Origin of the sequence: Bacillus sp. FJAT-50079, from assembly GCF_018343515.1 — a bacterium.
In the GTDB taxonomy this organism is placed as follows: Bacteria; Bacillota; Bacilli; order Bacillales; family Bacillaceae_C; genus Lederbergia.
The window spans coordinates 181,307-201,015 of record NZ_JAGYPD010000001.1 but is presented as its reverse complement, the minus strand read 5'-3'; the positions used below and the strand labels follow the sequence as shown (position 1 = coordinate 201,015).

Genomic DNA, 19,709 nt, shown 5'->3' with positions numbered 1-19,709 from the left:
TGGCGGGCAATCAGATTTTTTATTCTGATTCTGAATAAAATTTCATCTTCGTAAAAAATAATATAGGTGAAAGAAAACTTCAGAAAAGAAGCCAGTGATGCGTTAAATATGATATGACTGTCTTTTTTTTAGTTGTGAATTAGATTTTATGGGGAGGAGAATCTGAATGTGTACTTATGTGGATGAAAATACATTTTTGTATATTCAAATATTGTTCCATTTTGGAAGATAGAAATGATATTCAACGATAAAATCGGATCATTGTTGTCTGGTTTTAGTGATTTTATCCAGTTAGATAAAGAAAAATGTTAATGATGAATCTCATGTGATTAATGGAAGAGAAAATGCAATTAAAGAAATGTGCGAAAAATCATTGCTCAGCAATTATTGGATAACGTTACATTAGAAGCTGGTTTGCGATGGTATCCATCTGGTAAAAACAGCAGCTTCTATTTTCTTTAATTTAAACAATATCTTTATCGAAATCGTGGAGAATAATGGAATAATTTCTAACATACCTAATGATGAGTACCGGCAATATTTACAGCCGGCAGGCCTAAACCATTTCAGTAGGTGAGATTCCCCCCTTCTATAAAGGATTGATCGAGAATCAATTTGCCTATGAAAAATTGGTCATGGAAGCTTATTTTGAGAATAGTTATCTTAAAGCATTTCGAGCACTTACCCTAAATAGAAGAACTATTCATGCGCCGAAAGCTAAAGCAATTTTGAATGATTTAAATAGAAGTAAATAAAAATTATTGGCCTTTATTGAAGTAAAGCCAAGGTTTTATCAAAAAATGGCAAACATCCTTTTTTTGATCGTAAAAGAAAGGGATGTTTTTTTATGGGGAAAAGTAGTTGAATATAAGCGCTGGGCCGCTGAATAATTTTTCACGATATGGATTAATATTCAGAATGAGATTAAGAAGTTTTAATGATGAAAATATATTGTTTGTACATTTTTTAAGTGTTAGTATGACCTCAGAAAGTCAATATGAAAAGGCTTCCCTAAATTGGTGGCAATCTCTAGAGATAAAAAGAGTATGTTTCCGGAAACATACTCATATTCAAGGGGGAATTCAACATTCTTAAGGTAAAGTAAATGAATGGATTTTTAATTAAGAATATATTACTTTTCTACATCAAAATTAGTGGGTGAGGATTATATGAGAACAAGTATCCAAAAATTTGGAAAAACACTAATGGGACCGTTATCTATCATAGTAGCATCAGGATTGCTTTTAGGTATTGTCTCGATCTTACAAAATCCATCTCTTGTCGGTGAGACGATTTCTAATGCTGTTATTATTCAAAATTTCATAGGCGGCGTACGGGCAATAGTTGGGATGATGTTTAGTTTGTTGCCGATTTTGTTTGCTATATCAGTTGCAACGGGAATGGCAAGAGAGGATAAAGAAATCGCCGGCTTTGCTGTAGTTATTGCTTTTATTATCTTCCATGTTGTAATCGGTTATTTATTAAAACTAAAAGGTATTACGCTCGACACTACGTCAGTCGAATATCTCGTAAAACAGGGATTAACTCAAATTCAAGCGTTTGAGATTTCAAATGCTTATGAAACGATGTTAGGTGTATTTACGTACCGAATGGGAGTATTTGGCGGTATCCTAGTTGGATTATGGACTGCTTTTATCCATAACAGATATCATACAAAACAACTTCCGACTGCTTTAAGTTTCTTTAGTGGAAACCGTTTTGTGCCAATCATGATCATTGTTACAATTCCGTTCATTTCCATTATTACTTACTTTATATGGCCATATTTTAGTACGGCTATCAATGGACTCGGAGGTTTGATTGGTAAAGCTGGGGCATTCGGCACGTTTATGTATGGATTTTCCGAACGTTTGCTCATCCCAACTGGATTGCATCACGTACTCAACCAGTTGATTCGTTTTACGCCAATCGGCGGTACTGCGGTTGTTGACGGTGAAACAGTATCTGGGGCATTAACGATCTTTAATGCTGTATTGGCATCACCACAACCAGATATTGATACATTAAGAATGTCAACTCGCTTTTTAACCCAAGGTTACCATCCATTCATGTTATTTGGATTACCAGCAGCATGTTATGCGATGTATAAAACAGCTTATTTTGAACAAAGACCAAAAATCAAAGGAATGCTTCTTGCAGCAGCATTAACGTCTTTTGTAACCGGTATTACTGAGCCAATCGAATTTGCCTTTATCTTTATCTCTCCAGTTCTCTGGGTATTCCATGCATTCATGGCTGGATTGTCATTCTTCCTAATGACGATAATGAATACTGCTGTTGGGAATGCTGGAGGGGGGATGATTGACTTAACGATTTTTGGAATTTTACAAGGTACTTACACTAGATGGTACCTGGTCGTGTTAGTCGGTCTTGCTTATGCAGTGATTTATTACTACGTCTTTAAATTTGTCATTCTGAAATTTAACGTTAAAACTCCTGGTAGAAGTGATGACACTGATTTAGACGAAGGAGAGTCAGCTGTAGAATCGGATGGCGACAGTTTGGGAGCTAATATCCTACAAGCCTTGGGCGGTAAAGAAAATATCGTCGAAATTGATAATTGTTTTTCAAGATTAAGATTAGTATTAAATGACACTTCAGTCATCGATGAATCAAAGCTCAAAGCAACTGGATCGATGGGAATGGTTAAAATTGATAGTAAAAATCTTCAAGTCGTTTATGGTCCAAAGGTTGAACAAGCAGCGCGTTCTTTAAAAAATGAAGTAAGAAAATAATTAGTGAAAAAGGGCTCGTCTTCATGACGTGACCTTTCATATATTAACATCCATAAGGAGGGAAGCTCATTAAAGCGATGATGCTTTGATGAAACAACATATGAAAACAATTTTTGTAAAAGATTATGATGAAATGTCTAAAAAAGGCTATGAACTAATTAAAAAAGTGATAGAAACAAACGAGGCACCGGTCGTATCTATGACTACGGGTGGAACACCAAGAGGTTTATTTAAGCTACTTGTTGAAGGGATTAATAATGGCTTAGATTTTAGCAATACGACGATGATGAACTTAGATGAATACATGGGTCCTAAAGATGCTGTGTATACGGTAAGAACATTTATGTATAAAAATTTATATAATATAATTGATACAAAACCTAAAAATATTTTCCTAATCGATGGGGAAGCTCAAGACACAGATAAAGAAATTGCTAGATATAAAGAAATCCTTGACCAATATCCTCGCGATATTCAAATTTTAGGACTAGGAACAAATGGTCATGTTGGTGCAAATGAGCCAGGAACTCCTTTTGATTCAACAATGTTCTTAGCAGAGCATGATGAGTCTACTATTCAAAGTACGATGAAAGAATATGGCATCTCAAAAGAAGAGTCTCCAACGGAAATGCTAACTCTTGGATTTACTGAAATATTAGCAGCGAAAAAAGTCGTACTGCTTGTATCTGGAAAACATAAAGCAGAGGCAGTAAAAGCTTTACTTGAAGGAGAAATCACTACCGACTGTCCTGCCACAGCATTAAGAAATAGTGATAATGCAATTGTAATCATTGATGAAGACGCTGCTTCACTTTTAGAAAAGGATTACAAATAAACCGTAGTAGATTTGTATGAAAAGACATAATATGTATCAGGCAATCTCCCAAAGCTCTAAGTAGGCTTTGGGAGATTTATTATTTACTTTTTGTATTGAATCTGTGGGGCTCCAATACTCGGAAACCGCATCCTGTTTTTAGGTTTGAAGCAATCATCCTCTTATCAAATACAGCCGTTTTGTATTGTTAATTTTTTTGATTTCTCTAGTTGATTGAATGAAGTGATAGGTGTAGGGGGTGTATTCTCTTATCATAAAACTCCCATCTGGAGCTTTGTTTGAAACATATGTAATTTCCTTTTTTCTATTTTGTAAAGTTGTTTGTAGTTCCCGGGCTAGATGAATTTTCTTTCTAAAGCGCTTTGTACTGCTAACAACTGTGATGGAGTGCCCAAATTTTAAGAGCACTTTCGTTTCGGTCTTAGCTTGAAACATAATATCTCGGATTTGAGTGAGCGCAAACCAAATGCAATGTTCTTTAGAGGGAGAATGGCTTGGAAACCAATACATGTCTAAGTCGCCACAAATCTGAACGGGAGCCATGTCGACTCCTCCAAGTATTAATTTAGAAGCTTTCTTAGCTCCGGCGTAGTCATTTCCATAATAGATGATGCTATGTTTAATGACTTCAAGAGGAGTCATCTTAACAAGAAAAGACTTTGTTTCTTCAATCACTTGAGTTATTGGGTTTCCCAACGTATCGAACTTCGGTATTAAAGCAGCAGTCCTCGGCTTAATAATATAATCCTCATACATTTTCATATCGATCGCTCCTTCATAGTAATTAAAATAAAATAATTGGTCTGAAGATCTCGATGGTGGATGATGAGTAACATTCACTTATGCAACAAATGGACATTTTTCCGGATTTATCCTCTATTCAATGTAGACAGAAAGTGCTTTCAAGGATGTTGAAGTTTTCACAATCCTTTTCCATTGCTATAAGAGGATGAACACTGTGCGATGGAGGGATAAGTCACGGTATTATATTTTTTAATTTTCACCTCCAAGCTAAACGATATAGAACGTTAGTTCTTGTTTAGTGTACAATAAAATAGGTCAAATGTCACGTGTAAAAAGGATGTGTTTTCATAAAAGGGAATAGTTGATAGATGAAATCAGCTTAATATTACAGTATATAGCAACAAATTAATATAAACGGAACACGCATCTAGTATAAAAGGTACTGCGTCAAGAAAATGTACCGATAAATTCCTTTTTCGCTAAATATTAATTACTCAAATCCTTCGTTTTTTCCCAAAAAAAGTATTTTTTGCTTAATAAATTTCTATTTTTGCTATTCGCTTGAAACGGCCATTTTTTCTATTGTATGGGTACCCGGGAATATAATAGAAAGCGCGCTTTCCAGGAAGGATTCTGAATGGAAAAGTTCGAAGATGTCGTGGAGCAGTTTACACCGATGATTTACCATGTGATTCACTCGCTAAATATTTATAAGAATATCGATGAGTTTTTTCAAACGGGGATGATTGCTCTTTGGGAGGCGAAGCAACGCTTTGACCCAGATAAAGGAAAGTTTAGCACATATGCTTATTCATATATTAAAGGGAGAATCATGACAGAACTGAGTAAACATAGGAAGGCGGAGGAGGTGAGTGTCTATCCTGATGAGGAATTTTGGGAAATGGCGGGTGATGCGGACGTAGATGTACCGTTTGAGCTAGCGACGTTGCTTTCGTATTGTGTGAATCTGACGGAGAGACAAAGAATGTGGGTCGTTTATTCGTTTTATTTTGGTATGACGACGAGGGAGATTGCAGAGCATGAGGGAGTGACAGTATCAGCGGTGAAGAAGTGGAGAGTGGGAGCGATGGAAAGGATTAGGGGGATATGGAAATAGCTTTAACCTATGCGGCGGAGGGGGGAACTTTGAAGGAGGTCTGGATTCGTGAAGTGCTTGATACTCCTCAGACTTTAATAAAATATTGTATCTTTGTATTTACTCAAAGTATAAGAGCTTAGCGTCCTGTTATTTGAATTGCTTTAACAAAATACTTCAAGTCCCAGCCTTACCAAAGGCGGGACTATTTAAGATTTATGCATATATTCAACAAAAATGATCCCCCTATGTAACCAACTATTTACAGAAGGATAAAAGAAAATTGACGTATATTGACTAATTATGCAGAAAATATTAAAAATACAAAATATTATTGACACCCTAAAAAATATGTGTTTATATAAATGTATGCTGTCGACAGTATGGTGTTATACAGTCTACTTAAAATAAAAGGAAGGAACATATTATGATTGAACTTAAACGAGAGATACCTTTATATGAACAGATTTACCAAAATATTTCGAAATTGATTTTAGAAAGAGAAATGGATCCTGGTGAACGGTTGATTGACACAAATATTGCGAAAAAGTTTAATGTAAGCAGGGCTCCAGTAAGAGAAGCTTTTCGGAAATTGGAACAAGATGGACTTGTTATAAATAATAAAGGGGTTATTACTATTTTAACACCGTCCTTAGAAGATGCATTGGAGTTATATCAGGTTCGCATCGGATTGGAATCAATTGCTGCATATTTAGCTGCGGAATTAGTTACTGAGGATGAGATTAATGAAATTGAGCAAACACTTATTGAAACAGAAAAAGCATTGAGAAAAAATGACCGCTCTAAAGTAATTTCATTGAATACCATTTTTCACGAACAAATTTTTGATATAAGCAAAAATGAACGACTCATTATGATGTTGGATAATATTAGATCCTTGAATTTTTATTGCCGCAATACGATCATCAAACATTATAACCGTGAAGAGTCTTTCCTAAAAGAACATTATGAAGTATTTGAAGCAATCAAATCTAAAAATCCTGAAGAAGCAGAAAGAGTAATAAAAAAACATATCAGAAATGAAATGGATTTTTTTAAACAAAAATATATGGAAACAACGTCGAAAGAAAATAACAATTGGTCGTAATAAAGACCAATTGTTTGTAAGTTATGTAAGCGTTAACAATTTGTTGAACTCAGAAGGGTTTGGGGTTTTCCCCTTATTTATAAAATACATGGAGGTAAATGATTATGGGAACCAACCAAGGGAAAGTTAGCAAATTTAAGGAAATAATGGGTTGCTATCCGACCGGTGTAACCGTAATAACTACATTTGACAATGAGAATAAGCCAGTAGGAATGACGGTTAATTCCTTTTCATCTGTATCGATTGATCCATTGCTCATATTATGGTCAATCAGAAAGAATGCAACAGAATTTGATACCTATATAAAAGCTAAGAAATTTGCTGTTAATATTCTGGACGGAAGTAATACAAAAGCTTGTAAAGTGTTCGCCAGTAAAGATAAAGATGAGCGCTTTGAACAGATAGATTGGCGTGTATCGAATTATGGATTGCCGCTGCTCAATGAAGTATATGGGATCATGGAATGTAAGACAATTCAACAAATAGATGCCGGAGATCATATCATAATCGTTGGACAGGTGACAGAATTGGAAAAACTAAGCGATACACCGATGTTATATTACAAGCGAGAAATGGGGCACATACCTTCTAATTGGGTAAAAAATGCTTAATAATTAGTGGACGAAAATATAATTAATAGAAGGTGAGCTTATGGAAAGTAAAGAAACTCCACTAAAAAATGTAAAAGTGCTTGAATTGGGAACATTAATTGCGGGTCCTTTTGCTTCAAAAATATTGGCAGAATTTGGAGCTGAAGTAATTAAAGTCGAATCACCTGAAAAAGGGGATCCACTTAGAAATTGGCGAATTTTGCATCAAGACACGTCCTTATGGTGGTATGTGCAATCGAGAAATAAGAAATCATTAACTTTAAATTTAAAATCCAAAGAAGGACAAGAAATTATAAAAAAGCTAGTTAGGGATATTGATATATTAATAGAAAACTTTCGTCCTGGAACATTGGAAAAATGGGGAATTGGTTGGGAGGATCTAAAGAAAATAAATCCCCATCTAATAATGGTAAGAGTTTCAGGGTATGGACAGTCGGGACCTTATAAGGATAAGCCTGGATTTGGTTCGATTGGTGAATCCATGGGAGGTTTGCGGTATTTAACCGGTTATCCTGATCGTGCACCGGTTCGAGTAGGTATAAGTTTAGGAGATTCATTGGCTGCTTTATACGGTGCGATTGGGGCACTAATGGCAATATATTATCGCGATGTAAATAACGGGACTGGTCAATTTATTGATGTAGCACTTTATGAATCCGTTTTCAGTGTGATGGAAGGTCTATTACCGGAATATAACTTTTCTAATTTTATTAGGGAAAGAACAGGAAGTTCCCTTGCAGGAATTGCGCCATCAAATACATACAAATGCTCAGATGGCAAATATGTCATTATTGCAGGAAATGGCGACAGTATTTTTAATCGATTAATGAAGGCAATTAACGAAGAAGCGGCAGCTAATGATGTTAGGTACGCTGACAACCAAGGTCGTGTAAAGCATTCCAAAGAGATAGACAAATTAATCGAGAATTGGACAATACAGCATACGCTAGATCAAGTTTTGGAAGTTTTAGATGAGGCTAATGTACCGTGCGGGAAAATTTACAGTGTGGAAGATATCGTTGATGATCCACATTATATAGAACGTGACATGATCATCGAAAAAGAGATGAAGGATGGCAACAACATTAAAGTACCAGGGATTGTACCAAAGTTAAGTGAAACACCGGGGATAATAAACTCTCTTGGACCTGAATTAGGTGAACATAATGCAGAAATACTAGAAAAACTTGGATTTGATGAGACTGAACAAATGGTTTTAAAGGAAAACGGCATTGTGTAAAAAAGAGGAGGGATTATTATATCTAAAACATTATTTGATAAAGTATGGGATCTACACATCGTCGACTCTTCACAAGATCAAGATTTGCTTTATATAGATCTACACCTCATTCATGAAGTTACTTCACCACAAGCATTTTCCTTATTAAGGGAGCAAAACAGAAAAGTTAGACGTCCTGATTTAACGTTTGCCACCGCAGATCATAATGTACCCACAAAAGATCGAGATGAACCGATTAAAGATTATTTATCTAGAAAACAGGTTGAGTTTTTGCAACGGAATTGCGAAGAGTTCAACATTCCCATATTTGATTTAAATCATCAAGATAACGGAATTGTCCATGTCATTGGACCGGAACTTGGTTTAACTTTACCGGGAAAAACGATTGTATGTGGTGATAGTCATACATCCACACATGGTGCTTTTGGTGCACTTGCATTTGGGATTGGCTCAAGTGAGATTACCCATGTCCTTGCAACACAAACATTGCCACAAACGAAACCAAAGACTATGCATATCCAATTAAAGGGAGATTTAAAAGACAATATTACGAGTAAAGATATTATTTTATACATTATTAGAACAATAGGTACAAATGGTGGATCAGGTTTTGTATTGGAATTTACGGGAGAGGCCATTGAAAAAATGTCAATGGAAGCCCGGATGACACTTTGTAATATGGCGATAGAAGCAGGTGCACGATCGGCTATGATTGCACCTGATGAAGTAACCTTTAAATATTTAAAGGATAGAAAGTTTACACCAAAAGGTGATCAATGGGAAGAAGCGCTCTCTTTTTGGAAGCAACTTAAAAGCGATGACGATGCCCAGTATGACCAATCTATAAGTATAAATGTTTCTGATATTAAACCGCAGATTACTTGGGGGACGAACCCTGGGCAAGTTATTTCAATAGGGGAAAAGATCCCTTCCTATAAGGAGGTTTCTCAAAATTTAACCCACAGTGAATATACGAAAATATTAGATTACATGGGAGTTAGTGAAAATCAATCTATCAATAGCTTATGTATCGATAAAGTATTCATAGGTTCCTGTACAAATTCACGTATCGAAGATTTACGGTTAGCATCCAAGATTGTTAAGGGATATAAGGTGCATGAAGGGATACATGCAATTGTTGTACCTGGCTCCTATCATGTAAAAAGAAAAGCAGAAGAAGAAGGCTTGGATGTCATTTTTAAAGAAGCCGGATTTGAATGGCGGGAACCTGGGTGCAGTATGTGTCTGGGAATGAATCCGGACTATTTAAAAGAGGGTGAACGGTGCGCATCCACTTCAAATCGAAATTTTGAAGGAAGACAAGGAAAAGGCGGTCGAAGTCATCTTGTTAGTCCTTTAATGGCCGCAGCTGCTGCAATAAAGGGGCGCTTTATAGATGTTCGCGAGTGGCAAGTAAATTAAAAATGAGGTGATTATCATCGAACCTTTCACAATTACGACGGGATTAGTTGCCCCACTTCCAAGATCCAATATTGATACAGACATTATTATTCCTAAGGAGTTTTTGAAGCGGATTGAGAGAAATGGATTTGATCAATTTCTCATGTATGACTGGCGCTTTGATAATAAGGGAAATAAAAAGGAAGATTTTGTATTAAATAGAGAAGAATATGCAAATTCAAGTATTTTATTAACAAAAAAGAACTTTGGAATTGGTTCTTCGCATGAAAATGCAGTGTGGGCGTTAAAAGATTTTGGCTTTAAAGTCATTATTGCAGAATCCTTTGCAGACATTTTTAAAATAAATTGCAGCAAAAACGGCATACTGCTAGTTGAACTGAATGAGCGGGTCGTTGATTATTTATTTGATGCAGAGTCAAAAGTGGATGGTGGATTATATTTAAAGATTGATTTGGAAAAGGAAATAATTACAAATGAAAATAGCGGAAGTACAATTGTGTTTAATATAAACCCACATTTAAAAACTAAGTTCTTAAATGGTTGGAATGATATTGATATGACGATACAGTCTCTTCATCAAATTGAACGGTATGAAAGAGAACGTCCAAGTTATTTAAGCCCTTCTATTTAAGTTAAGCAAAAGAATGGCCGTAAAAGGAGGCGTAACATGGGATTCCCAATTGAAGTAAATATTGTAGAAGTAGGGCCTCGTGACGGATTACAGAACATAGAGAAAAACTTGGAAACAAGTAAAAAAATAGATTTAATTAAAGGGTTAGTTGAGGCAGGAGTAACTGAAATAGAAGCAACATCTTTTGTTCATCCTAAATGGATTCCAAACTTAGCGGATGCGGAGGAAGTAATTAAAAAAGTACGAGATTTACCTGCAACGATGTTCGCGTTAGTACCGAATGAAGTTGGTTACAACAGAGCAAAAGAGGTTGGTGTCGACGGGGTAACGCTTGTTATGTCAGCAACAGACGGTCATAATCTCAAAAATTTAAATAGAGATACAGAGGCCTCTATACAGGAAACCATTCGCCTGCTTAACATAACAGAACGAGATCAAATGAAGGCACGAGTATCAATTTCGGTCGCTTTTGGATGTCCATTTCAAGAGAAGGTTGAGTTGGACGAAATTGTTAATATAGTAGAGAGACTTGCCGAAAATGGCGCAAAGCGTATAGGTTTTTGCGACACGATAGGGGTAGCAAATCCTAGACAGGTTAGCGAATGGATGAAAGTAATTACAAAACTATATCCACATATTTTATTTGAACTCCACTTTCATAATACTTATGGTCGCGGGTTGGCAAATATTGTTGCTGGTTTGGAGGGGGGAATAACCCACTTTGATGCTAGCATTGGAGGGTTGGGGGGGTGTCCCTATGCACCGAATGCTTCCGGAAATATTGCCACGGAAGATGTATTGAATATGATGGCGGAAATGAACATTAAAACAAACATAAATGAGGAAAAAATATTAGAGGTAACACAAAAGTTATTTCAATCATTGCATTGTGAAGTTGATAGTCAAGTATATAAAGTGAAACAAAAGACGATTAATATTTAATTTAAAAAGGGGAAATTTTTATGAATATGTTAACCGAAAGAACAGTTATTCATTATCCCGATCTTTATTTTGCGCAGTATTGTATCAACAATTTTGATATTAATCGTGGAATTTATAATGTTATTGACAGATGGTTTTTTGAAAAGAACTTTTTTAATGTAATAGAAAGAAGAAAAGTGATTATTGAATTTCTCATTTATATAAACGAGGAAAATACAACTAATCAAAGGATTAAATTTGGAAAGGGTGGTGTTTCTGATAGTCTAACAAATTTTTGGGAATGCATACATTATTCAGGACAATATTCATTAAAAAGAGAATGCTTCTAAGGTAATTTGAAAGTTTTACAATAATTTAATCTTAATTAAGGAGTGGTTAAATTGGCAACAGAAACCAAAACAAAAACAATCTATGAATCACCTTATAAGGGCATTAAAGAATATAAAATGTTTATTAATAATGAGTGGGTCGATAGTACCTCGGGTAAAATGTTTGATTCGGTAAATCCGTTCACTGGAAAGGTTTGGGCAAGAGCACCGGAAGGTACCAGTGAAGACATTGACCGCGCAGTACAAGCTGCAAAAACAGCATTTGAAAAGGGTGAATGGTCGAAGTTTACTGGTCTCCAAAGGGCTGAGTTGCTAAGAAGACTGGGTGATTTGATGAAGGAAAATGCGGAAAAACTCGCAATCTCAGAAGTAATGGATAACGGAAAGTTAATTAGGGAAATGCTTGGGCAAACGAAATCGTTGCCTAACTGGCTTTACTATTATGCGGGCTTGGCAGATAAAATTCAAGGTGAGACTATACCGATAGATGTACCGAACATGATTAACTATACCGTTAGAGAACCACTTGGTGTAGTTGGAGCAATTATTCCATGGAACTCGCCATTATTATTAACCTTGTTTAAATTAGGACCAGCAATTGCTGCCGGAAATACAATGGTGATTAAACCTTCCGAAGTAACACCAGCATCTTTACTTGAATTTGCTGAATTAGTGGAAGAAGCAGGTTTCCCGCCTGGAGTTATAAATATTGTGACAGGATTTGGTCTACCAGCAGGAGAAGCATTGGCACAACATCCTGATGTTAGGAAGCTTGCCTTCACTGGTTCAACAGCGACAGGGAAATCAATTGTAAGAAATTCTGCCGACAACTTCAAACAAGTGTCATTGGAGTTGGGCGGGAAATCACCAAACATTATCTTTGCGGATGCGGATTTATCCAACGCAGTAAATGGTGTGCTTGCTGGTGTATTTGCTGCATCTGGTCAAACATGTATGGCAGGATCTCGTGTATTAATCCAAGAATCGATCTATGAGGAATTTGTTGATAGATTAAAAGAAAGAACGAGCAAAATTAAACTCGGAAATCCACTAGATATGGATTCGGAAATGGGAACGGTAGCTTTTGAGGGACAATATAACAAGGTATTAAGCTACATTAAAATTGGACAGGAAGAAGGCGCTACACTTGTTTATGGCGGCAAAAAACCTAGCGATGAAGAACTGAAAAATGGTTTCTTTATTGAACCAACTATTTTTGGTGATGTCAGTAATGATATGCGGATTGCTCAAGAGGAGGTATTTGGACCAGTCGTATGTTTAATCAAATTTAAAGATGAGCAGGAGGCGCTTCAAATCGCAAACGATACACAATATGGTTTAGCGTCAGCTGTGTGGACAAAGGATGTACAGCGTGCTCATAGAATGGCAGGCAAGATAAATGCCGGTACTGTTTGGATAAATAACTACCGAAAAATTAGTTATCAGTCACCATTCGGCGGTTATAAAGCAAGTGGGCTTGGAAGAGAAAATGGTATACAAGCGGTTGAGGCGTATACCCAAATTAAAAGTGTATGGGTAGATACAGGTAATGTCATTACAGATCCATTTAAAGTTCTATAATCATATCCATTAAGGGGGAAGTACAAATGATAGAGATTGCAAATTCCGAAATGACCACATTTGAAAAGTTTAAAAAAGCTGGAAACCCGATGTTTAATGACAATAAGTTAAAGCTAGGCATTTTTGGTCCTAACGTAAATCAGTCCTGCTCCATGTCATTGGCAGAAACATCATTTGCACCCGATTTTAATACAAATGTTCAAATCGCAAAGATGATGGAGGATGCAGGGTACGAGTGCATCGTTCCCGTTGCGAGATGGCGTGGGTTTGGAGGGCCAAGTAACTTTAATGGAGTTTGTATGGAAACGCTATCATGGTCAGCGGCAATGGCAGCGGTAACGAAGGATATTTATCTTTTCTGTACTGCCCATTTACCAGCGATACATCCAATTGTAGCATCGAAAATGATTTCAACCATCGATAATATTTCTGGCGGTCGAATTGGTCTAAATACGGTAATGGGTTGGTTTGAAAGAGAAATGACAATGTTTGGTGAAGAAAAAAGAACCGAGGACCGATATGAATTTGCTACAGAATGGTTGGAAGTTGCAATCAAGATGTGGACTGAACAATTTTTCGATTATAAAGGAAAATTCTTTAATATTAAAGATGGGTGGCAGGCACCAAAGCCAATACAAGACCCGCGTCCGGTTTTAATCAACGCTGGTTCTTCTAAAAAAGGAAGAGAATTTGCCGCGAAGTATACCGATTTTCATTTTTCATTTATCGAATCAATGGAGCAGGCTAAAGATTGGACTGATTCCATGAAAAAGTTAGCTTGGGAAGAGTACAGAAAAGAAATCAATACATTTACTACTTGTTTTGTAGTTTGCCGCCCTACTGAAAAAGAGGCTCAAGAGTATTATAACTACTTTGTAAGGGAAAAAGGCGATGATGAAGTTACAGATATGATCACAAGATTATTTAACCTTGAATCAGCAACTCAATCAGCCGAATATAACCAGAAATTCAGAGAAAACTTTATTGCTGGATGGGGCGGCTATGCATTGGTTGGTACACCAGAACAAATCGCAGATAAGCTTATTAACATTTCAAAAGCTGGTGTTTCTGGAACCCTTGTTACCTTCCACGATTATATGAAAGAGATGCCATATTTTAATGAAACCGTTTTACCTCTATTGGAACAAGCAGGAGTTAGAAATCCTGTCATTAAAAAAGATTGAATAAAAGCAGTTTAATGATCGAAAAGTAATTATAATGGAGGTTTTATTTATGAGTCAGTGGAGATTTTATAGCAAGTCAGGGAATCCGCAATCAGATTTAATTGAGTCATGGCTAAGAAATAATGCAATACCAGTTGATCAAAAAAGTATATTTATGATAGATAAGGAGGAAGTACAAGAATTAATTATTCGAAATGGTGGAGATATTAGAAGTCTAGTATACCCAGATGAATTTTCGTACAAGCTCATTTTTCCGCAAAAGAAAAAAGAATTGCCATACCTTGAGAAAATACGAAATGGGGAAATAAATAAAGAAGAGGCTATTGATGTACTTACTCTGTATCCATCCATGTTGATGACGCCTATTTTGATGAGTGAAGATGAATTTATTGTAGGCTATGATTTGGAAAGTCTAGATACCCTCGTAAGGGAAGTAAAAGTTAAATAAAAACATTCATTAAGTAGACTCCATTTGGATTTTATCACTAAGTTTACAGGTGATATGCAGCGTATCGTTTGCAAAAAAAGAAGTTATCCTATTATATCAAAGAGGTTTGACTTCTTTTTTTGCTGTTGAAATTAATTATAGTAATTAGCCAAGCTATGTAAAAAATGATAAATGTGATGAGTCTATTAAGAAGCCAAAGTAAATACCCTCTATTCCAAATGATTAAAAAAGATTATTTATTTCCATTAAGAAGGTGCTTAATTTGAAAATTATTGGTGTGAGTGGAAGTGCGGCAACAAGTCGGCGAACCCGCGCTTTGATTAATGAGGTATTAAGGTCTGTTCGTGGACATGGTATTGAAACCGAGGTTATTGATCTAGCTGATACACAACTCGAATTTTGTGATGGCCGACCTTTTGATCATTATAATAGCAGTACAAAAGATGTTCTAGAAAAAATTCGCGATGCGGATGCTTATATATTCGGTTCACCAATGTATCGAGGAACGATGACAGGAGCTTTGAAAAATCTGATTGATTTGCTTCCAACTGAATTTATGAAAGGAAAGGCCGCTGGTTTAATTGCAACGGGAGGAAGTGACCATCATTATTTAGGATTGGAATTAGGCTTTAGAACGGCTTTATCGTTTTTTCAGGTTCACACAATACCCGGGATTTTATATTGTTCTAAGGTCGAAGTGATAAATGGTGAAATTGCTGATGAACATATTAAAAAAAAGGCCTATGAGTTAGGTGAGGATATCGTGAATTTGGCCAAATCAACGCGTGGTAAGGCCCTTGGCCCCAGTCTATATTAAAAGAATTATTATCCTAAATTGCGATAAATCTTTATAAATAAATTAATTGGAGGTAGTAAATTGAACCGATTTGAAAGATTTAAAGAAGCTGGAAATCCAATGTTTAATGATAATAAATTTAAATTGGGTATATTTGGTCCAAATGTAAATAACTCTTGCGCGATGACATTAGCTGATACTACATTTACACCTAATTTTGAGACAAATGTTAGAATTGCTAAAATGATGGAAAATGCGGGATATGAGTGTATTGTGCCTGTTGCTAGGTGGAGAGGGTTTGGTGGGGCAAGTAATTTTAATGGAACTTGTATGGAGACATTTACGTGGGCGGCAGCCATGGCTGCTGTAACTGAAAAAATTTATTTATTTACCACATCACATGTTCCAACCGTACATCCCATTGCAGCAGCGAAAATGATTTCAACTATTGATGATATATCAAAAGGTAGAATTGGGCTTAATACAGTTGTTGGCTGGTTCCCCCCAGAAATGAAGATGTTCAATGGAACAAAAATGGATCATGCAACAGGATATCGTTACGTTAATGAATGGATGGAGATTGTTCTAAAATTATGGTCAGAGCAATATTTCGACTATGAGGGAGAATTCTTTACCATTAAAGATGGCTGGCAATCACCAAAACCAAGTCAAAGCCCTAGACCAGTTTTAATAAGTGCGGGCACTTCGCCAGCTGGCAGGGATTATGCGGCTAGATTCACTGATTTTAACTTTGGTTTTACGGAATCAATTGATTATGCAAAAGAGTGGACTAAAAGTATTAAGAAGTACGCTTGGGAAGAGTATAAGCGCCAGATTAATACGTTCACAACTAGTTTCGTAGTTTGTCGGCCTACGGAAAAAGAAGCTTGGGATTTTTATGATTACTACGTCAGAGAACAAGGTGACTGGGAAGCTGGAAATATAATTGCTGATATGTTCGGTATTGAATCAGGATCTAACTCTAAGGAGTTTTTAGTCCAAGCAAGAGAGAACTTTATGGCTGGATGGGCAGGTTGGCCACTAGTTGGTACACCTGAACAAGTAACAGAAAAAATAATTGAGTTGTCCGATACTGGGTTGTCAGGTTCACTAATTTCATTCCTTGATTACGAAGAAGAAATGCCCTATTTTAATGAAACCGTTTTACCAATGTTAGAACAAGCGGGATATAGGAAACTAGTAGAAGAGGCCTTAGTCACTAGTAAATAAAAAACTAATCATCTTTGGGGGTAATTTTATGAGTTGGACAATGTATGGAAGCCGTGGGAATCCGTCATCTGAGATTACAAGAAAATGGTTGAAAAATAATGATTTGCCGTTTGAAGAGAAAAGTATCTATCGAATAACGAAAGAGGAAATTGAGAGAATTGATAAGTTATTAGAAGGTGGCATTCAATCGGCCGTTTATCCGGATGTTTTTTCTTATTTATTAGTTAACCCAAATAGAGGTAAAGAAAAGGAAGGAATCAACCAAATCCAAAACAATAAGATTTCAAAAGATGAAATGATTGATTTATTGGAAGTGCATCCATTTTTACTAATGACCCCTATATTAATTAAAGGTGAAGGTGAACAGGTAATTGTGGGTTATGATTATGATTTATTAAGTAAAGTATTCAAAAATACGGTGACAAATGAACACATCCACAATGGTTTAAGAAAGTTAATAACTCAATAGCAATTAATAAAAATTACCATAAATGAGCACATTAATTCAGATATTTCTCCACATTATTTAAATGGAGAAGCTGGAATGATGTGCTTTTTCACTTTATTTCAGAGTATGCAAAATTCGCGAACGACTTGATGCAGGTTGAATATAAAAGGAGTAAATGCGCTGTGCTTATTCCTATATAATATATCTTGCCCTCTCCCTAGTTGAATTGGAAAACGTGGCCGTGTTGACATTCAAGTAGGATAAAAATTGAGCTATACTGATTATCCTTTTCCTTAGTCATTAAAATTTAGATCCTTTATTAAGGAGTCGATTGGCTTATATTTTATGTGCTGGAAGTTAAAAAAACTCGAACATTAGATTTAATTTACCTAATTATAACATTCCGGAAATTTCAGCAATTGTAGTTAGTTTTGTTCTTTTAGGAGTGTGTTTATACTCCTTGCATGCATACTTGATTTAAGTATCATTGCGTGAATACTATCTTAAAACATTTCATTTTTATCCTACTATAAATCACCTCATAGGAATCTCCGCTATTTTAATTTCATTTAAGAGGTTACTCCAAAAATAGCAGGCGTTGCAGCCGATTAATTTATTTAAGTAATAAAAATGTCAACATGAACTCTGAAAATTATGACACTATGAATGATTGATGTTTAAATTATGTCATTCTATCATTATTAGTAAGCGCTTACTGATGAAAGAGGAGGACGAATAAGTGAAAACTTAATAATGTTTGTTCACGTTGATTTTTTTCTTTATAAAGATCGTAATTCACTTTTATACGAAAATTTGAGGGGGTTGTTGGGATGGAACTTGAAATGAATGGTGCAATGGCGGCGACAGCTAAGGAGCCAAAACTTTCATTTAGAGCCAGAGTTCAAAAAATGGGTGGGTTTTTAAGTGCGATGGTCATGCCCAATATAGGAGCATTTATTGCTTGGGGATTATTGGCTGCATTATTTATACCGACAGGATGGTTACCAAATGAACATTTGAATCAATTGGTTGGCCCGACGCTTACATATCTGTTGCCCGTTTTAATCGGTTTTACAGGTGGTTATAACGTTTATGGAAGAAGAGGCGGTGTCATTGGCGCAATTGCGACGATGGGTGTTGTTATCGGTGCTGACATTACAATGCTTATTGGTGGCATGATTATGGGGCCATTGGGAGCTATAATCATGAAAAAGATTGATGGAATTTTCAAAGGTAAAATAAAACCAGGGATGGAAATGTTAGTTGATAATTTTTCTTTAGGAATTTTCGGAGCAATGATCATGCTCATTGGTTTCGTTGCCGTTGAACCAATTTTCTCTATTATTCTAAACGTATTATCTACTGGAGTAGATTGGGCGACTACTCGGAATCTTATTCCGTTGACAAGTATATTTGTTCAACCGGCACAGGTGTTGTTTTTAAATAACGCAGTGAATCATGGGATTATGATTCCGTTAGGGATTGAGCAAGCAGCAAGTACGGGAAGATCGATTTTATTTTTAGTTGAAGCGAACGGTGGAACTTGGCTTGGATTATTATTGGCATTTTGTTTTTTTGGTAAAGGAGTGGCAAAAAAATCTGCACCGGCTGCGTCTGGAATTTTATTTCTCGGAGGGATTGGTGAAGTAGCTTTTCCTTATGCTTTAATGAAACCAGTCGTTATTTTAGGTCCTATTATTGGAAATGCCCTCGCCTTGCTAATTTTACAACTATTTCATGGAGGAACTGTTGCGGCTGTGTCACCAGGTAGTTTTCTTGCTTTATTAATGATGACTCCTAAAGGGGCCTTTATTATTAATATTACTGCTTATTTCGTTGCAGTCTTAGCCTCATTTCTCGTCGTTACATTTTTCTTAAAGCTTGATAAATCAAAAGTGATTGAGGATGAGGATAATGCTATCGCGACCTCATCAATCAATCAGTTTTCAAATGTAACGGCTCATCAACAGAAAGAAGAGACTAATCAAGATTCCCTTCTTAAAGGAAAAGCGATTCATCAAGTTATTATTGCGTGCGATGCTGGGATGGGTTCTAGTGTTATGGGAGCGTCCATTTTAAAAACAAAAGCTAGGAAAGCGATGCTTAATATAGACATTAAAAATGTCTCTGTTGATCATATTCCAAACGATGTAGATGTCATTATTACAAATGCAATATTAGAAGATCGTGTCCGTTCTATTATAAAAAATAAGGATATTCCGCTCTTTACGATTGAAAATTTTTTAGATAACAGTGAATATGATCGGATTGTTGAAAAGCTAAAAAAATATCAGTAAGTAGGTGGTTT

The 19,709-nt window shown here is 36.0% G+C and carries 19 protein-coding genes; 18 read left to right on the top strand and 1 reads right to left on the bottom strand.

Going from position 1 to position 19,709, the window contains the following annotated elements; all coding sequences use genetic code 11:
• The first annotated feature begins 563 nt into the window (after window positions 1-563).
• From KHA95_RS23305 to KHA95_RS01005, 3 genes are all read left to right on the top strand, one after another.
• A complete protein-coding gene (locus KHA95_RS23305) occupies window positions 564-755 on the top strand; it encodes a family 4 glycosyl hydrolase (protein WP_481748402.1) in 192 nt (63 codons plus the stop codon).
• Window positions 756-1,169: 414 nt separating this feature from the next.
• Complete coding sequence (locus tag KHA95_RS01010) at window positions 1,170-2,756, top strand: PTS transporter subunit EIIC (RefSeq protein ID WP_249316428.1); 1,587 nt, start codon at window positions 1,170-1,172, stop codon at window positions 2,754-2,756.
• Window positions 2,757-2,856: 100 nt separating this feature from the next.
• Complete coding sequence (locus KHA95_RS01005; RefSeq protein WP_213136113.1) at window positions 2,857-3,591, top strand: glucosamine-6-phosphate deaminase; 735 nt, start codon at window positions 2,857-2,859, stop codon at window positions 3,589-3,591.
• A 153-nt stretch (window positions 3,592-3,744) separates the two neighbouring features.
• On the opposite strand, the gene KHA95_RS01000 is transcribed toward KHA95_RS01005, so the two are convergent.
• Window positions 3,745-4,353 (bottom strand): competence protein ComK, encoded by a 609-nt coding sequence (locus tag KHA95_RS01000; protein ID WP_213135612.1) that lies wholly within the window; start codon window positions 4,351-4,353, stop codon window positions 3,745-3,747.
• 619 nt (window positions 4,354-4,972) lie between these two features.
• Between KHA95_RS01000 and KHA95_RS00995 the strand changes: the two genes are divergently transcribed.
• The 15 genes from KHA95_RS00995 (at window position 4,973) to KHA95_RS00925 (ending at window position 19,698) form a co-directional block, all read left to right on the top strand.
• Window positions 4,973-5,452 (top strand): sigma-70 family RNA polymerase sigma factor, encoded by a 480-nt coding sequence (locus KHA95_RS00995; RefSeq protein WP_213135611.1) that lies wholly within the window; start codon window positions 4,973-4,975, stop codon window positions 5,450-5,452.
• 406 nt (window positions 5,453-5,858) lie between these two features.
• A complete protein-coding gene (locus tag KHA95_RS00990; RefSeq protein WP_213135610.1) occupies window positions 5,859-6,539 on the top strand; it encodes a GntR family transcriptional regulator in 681 nt (226 codons plus the stop codon).
• 104 nt (window positions 6,540-6,643) lie between these two features.
• Window positions 6,644-7,150: a flavin reductase family protein gene (locus KHA95_RS00985; RefSeq protein WP_213135609.1), complete on the top strand. Its 507-nt coding sequence runs from the start codon at window positions 6,644-6,646 to the stop codon at window positions 7,148-7,150.
• Between the two features lie 40 nt (window positions 7,151-7,190).
• Window positions 7,191-8,390, top strand: coding sequence for a CaiB/BaiF CoA transferase family protein (locus KHA95_RS00980; RefSeq protein ID WP_213135608.1), 1,200 nt, complete (start codon window positions 7,191-7,193; stop codon window positions 8,388-8,390).
• 15 nt (window positions 8,391-8,405) lie between these two features.
• Window positions 8,406-9,812: a 3-isopropylmalate dehydratase large subunit gene (gene leuC, locus KHA95_RS00975; protein ID WP_481748401.1), complete on the top strand. Its 1,407-nt coding sequence runs from the start codon at window positions 8,406-8,408 to the stop codon at window positions 9,810-9,812.
• A gap of 7 nt (window positions 9,813-9,819) precedes the next feature.
• On the top strand, window positions 9,820-10,443 hold the full coding sequence (gene leuD, locus KHA95_RS00970) for a 3-isopropylmalate dehydratase small subunit (RefSeq protein ID WP_349305416.1): 624 nt from the start codon (window positions 9,820-9,822) through the stop codon (window positions 10,441-10,443).
• Between the two features lie 36 nt (window positions 10,444-10,479).
• Complete coding sequence (locus tag KHA95_RS00965; protein WP_213135607.1) at window positions 10,480-11,385, top strand: hydroxymethylglutaryl-CoA lyase; 906 nt, start codon at window positions 10,480-10,482, stop codon at window positions 11,383-11,385.
• Between the two features lie 20 nt (window positions 11,386-11,405).
• Complete coding sequence (locus tag KHA95_RS00960) at window positions 11,406-11,714, top strand: hypothetical protein (RefSeq protein WP_213135606.1); 309 nt, start codon at window positions 11,406-11,408, stop codon at window positions 11,712-11,714.
• A 42-nt stretch (window positions 11,715-11,756) separates the two neighbouring features.
• Window positions 11,757-13,295 carry an aldehyde dehydrogenase gene (locus tag KHA95_RS00955; RefSeq protein WP_481748391.1) on the top strand — a complete coding sequence of 513 codons (1,539 nt, stop codon included), beginning with the start codon at window positions 11,757-11,759 and terminating at the stop codon, window positions 13,293-13,295.
• 26 nt (window positions 13,296-13,321) lie between these two features.
• The gene (locus KHA95_RS00950) at window positions 13,322-14,479 is read left to right on the top strand and encodes an LLM class flavin-dependent oxidoreductase (RefSeq protein ID WP_213135605.1); all 1,158 of its coding nucleotides are present in this window, start codon (window positions 13,322-13,324) and stop codon (window positions 14,477-14,479) included.
• A gap of 49 nt (window positions 14,480-14,528) precedes the next feature.
• The gene (locus KHA95_RS00945) at window positions 14,529-14,927 is read left to right on the top strand and encodes an arsenate reductase family protein (protein ID WP_213135604.1); all 399 of its coding nucleotides are present in this window, start codon (window positions 14,529-14,531) and stop codon (window positions 14,925-14,927) included.
• Window positions 14,928-15,189: 262 nt separating this feature from the next.
• The gene (locus KHA95_RS00940) at window positions 15,190-15,744 is read left to right on the top strand and encodes an NADPH-dependent FMN reductase (protein ID WP_213135603.1); all 555 of its coding nucleotides are present in this window, start codon (window positions 15,190-15,192) and stop codon (window positions 15,742-15,744) included.
• A 60-nt stretch (window positions 15,745-15,804) separates the two neighbouring features.
• Window positions 15,805-16,953, top strand: a complete 1,149-nt coding sequence (locus KHA95_RS00935; RefSeq protein ID WP_213135602.1) for an LLM class flavin-dependent oxidoreductase — start codon at window positions 15,805-15,807, stop codon at window positions 16,951-16,953.
• A 28-nt stretch (window positions 16,954-16,981) separates the two neighbouring features.
• Window positions 16,982-17,422 (top strand): thioredoxin domain-containing protein, encoded by a 441-nt coding sequence (locus tag KHA95_RS00930; RefSeq protein WP_213135601.1) that lies wholly within the window; start codon window positions 16,982-16,984, stop codon window positions 17,420-17,422.
• An 809-nt stretch (window positions 17,423-18,231) separates the two neighbouring features.
• The gene (locus tag KHA95_RS00925; protein WP_249316424.1) at window positions 18,232-19,698 is read left to right on the top strand and encodes a PTS transporter subunit EIIC; all 1,467 of its coding nucleotides are present in this window, start codon (window positions 18,232-18,234) and stop codon (window positions 19,696-19,698) included.
• Window positions 19,699-19,709 lie beyond the last annotated feature (11 nt).